Here is a 2239-nt window from a genome sequence, read left to right as displayed (position 1 = left end):
GGGCAACTCTGAAATATCCAACTGAACTCTCAATTCCCCGCCTCAAGTGCGGCCTGTAGTGAAACACGAACTGTCTCACTACAGGCTGACACTCAGGGCAGAATGACCAAAAACCGCTCTGGAGACCAGAATCTCCGTCGAATCGGTTCGGTCAGGCCCGGCGGTGCGCCTCCAACTCGCGCGCGCAGTCGATGCACAGCTCCGCGGACGGCCGGGCCTCGAGTCGTTCCCGGCCGATCGGTTCGCCCCGGCGGGTGCAGAACCCGTAGCTGCCGTCCGCGATGCGCGCCAAGGCCTGGTCGATCGCCGCGGACTGCGCCGCCAGGTCGCTGTGCACACCCGAGATGCGCGACCACTCCATGGTCAGGGTGGGTCCTTCGGGGTCGTGCTCGTCGTCGGCGGTGCCGGCGTTTCTGGCCTCGAGCACACCGTCGAGGGTGGTGCCGATCCGGCCGAGCGCGATGTCGAGGTCGTGGCGCTGATGGCGGAGCAGCTTCTCGAAGTGCCGCCGGTCGGCGGGGGTCAGTTTCGTCTGGGTGGGCATGGGCGTCTACTCCGCTGCCGGGGGGCGACGTGAGCCGCCGGCGCGCACTGTCGAGCCGTCATTCCGGTGCATGATTCCCGTCCTCTCAAGCTGGGCACGGCAATGCGCCGGCACGCTGCGTGGTTTTCGCTGTTGAGGATACGCCCGCGCCGGCCGGCTGTCGCGGGGCGGTGAGGGGTGAGGGGTCGCTTCAGGCGACCGTGACCGGGATATCGTGCAGGCCGGTGGCCCCATCGGGGATCACGTCCCGGTGCACGGAGGTTTGCACCAGACCCGCGGCATCCGTCGCCCGAACCCGCAGGGTGTGGCGCCCGGCCGATGCCGGCCAGACCCAGCTCCACTGCCGCCAAGTGTCGGCCGAGATCGCGTCGGCCAGGGTCGCGTCGTTCCAGGCTCCGTCGTCAACTTGCACCTGCACACCGCGGATGCCCACGTACTGCGACCAGGCCACGCCCGCCACGATCACCGGTCCGGCAGCGACGTCGGCGTTCCGGCTCGGCACATCGATCCGGGAGGAGAGCTTGACCGGTCCTCGGTCGGTCCAGCCGCGCGTCGTCCAATAGGCGGTCTCCCGGTCGAAACGGGTCACGTTCAACTCGATCACCCACTTCGTGGCCGACACGTAACCGTAGAGCCCAGGCACGACCATGCGCACCGGGTAGCCGTGCTCGAGGGGAAGCGGCTCCCCGTTCATCCCCACCGCGAGGATCGCGTTGCGGTCGTCGGTGAGCACCTCCAGTGGGGTGCCCGCGGTCCAGCCGTCCTCGCTGCGGGAGAGCACCATGTCGGCCCCGGCCAGAGGCCGGGCGCGCGCCAGCAACAGCCGGATCGGGTAGCCCAGCCAGGTCGCGTTGCCGATCAGGTCGCCGCCGACGGCGTTGGAGACGCAGGCGAGAGTGGTCGTGCTCTCCTCGAGGGGCAGGGCGAGGAGCTCGGCGAAGTCGATCTCGATCTCCCTCTCGACCATCCCGGTGACCGTCAGCGTCCAGGTTCCCGGGTCGATCCGGGGCACCTGAAGGGCGGTGTCGATGCGGTAGAAGTCGGCGTTCGGGGTGATCAGCGGAGTGAGGCCGGGGATCTCCAGCGCGGCACCGGCCGGGATCGGGGCACCGGGTACGGCCGCGGCCGGCAGCGTGAAGCGCGCGCGCGCGGCATCCGTCGCCCGGATACCGGCCGAGATCAGCTGCCCGCCGGCCGCGGCGAGCACGCCCAGGCCGGCGCTGGCCCCGGCCCAGGCCAGGAACCGACGGCGGTCCGGGGCGGATGCCTCGGCGCCTGCGGGCGTGCGGCGCAGCTGGGCGACCATCACCGTGAGGAGCACGGCCGAAACGACCATCGCCAGCACTGCGGGTATCGCGTCGAAGGCGGCGGTATTCTCCCGGGACAGCACCGCGAAGACGGCCAGCGCGCCGGCCAGGGCCACGAGGACCCGCCCGATCGGCGGCCGCCGGAACTCCAGCACCCCGGCGGCCGCGGCCAGCACCACGGCACCGAGCGCGACGCAGAACACCAGGACGACCTTGTCGGCCGTGCCGAACAGGGCGATGACGAGTTCCTTCAACCAGGCCGGGGCACGGTCGATGACGAGCGCGCCGACGGCGAAGATCGGGCTGCCCACCGGGGCGAGCAGGGCGGCCGTCAGCTCGGCCGCGCCGAGGCCGGCCAGTGCGGCGGCCACGCCGGCCGTGGCGGGCC

The 2239-nt window shown here is 71.1% G+C and carries 2 protein-coding genes; both read right to left on the bottom strand.

The window, feature by feature from the left end; all coding sequences use genetic code 11:
* Nucleotides 1–151 precede the first annotated feature (151 nt).
* Nucleotides 152–544, bottom strand: a complete 393-nt coding sequence (locus E3O62_RS11780) for a TraR/DksA C4-type zinc finger protein (protein ID WP_134395716.1) — start codon at nt 542–544, stop codon at nt 152–154.
* 190 nt (nt 545–734) lie between these two features.
* Nucleotides 735–2239 (bottom strand): molybdopterin-dependent oxidoreductase (locus E3O62_RS11775; RefSeq protein WP_241973459.1); only part of this gene is annotated, 1505 nt, incomplete at its 5' end.

This window comes from Cryobacterium sp. TMT2-15-1, from assembly GCF_004402345.1.
Lineage (GTDB): Bacteria > Actinomycetota > Actinomycetes > Actinomycetales > Microbacteriaceae > Cryobacterium > Cryobacterium sandaracinum.
This window is presented reverse-complemented; position numbering and strand designations above follow the sequence as displayed.

Bases quoted from the DNA above. Each gene is read 5' to 3' on its own strand.
- E3O62_RS11780 (WP_134395716.1), bottom strand. From the start codon at position 544: ATGCCCACCCAGACGAAACTGACCCCCGCCGACCGGCGGCACTTCGAG.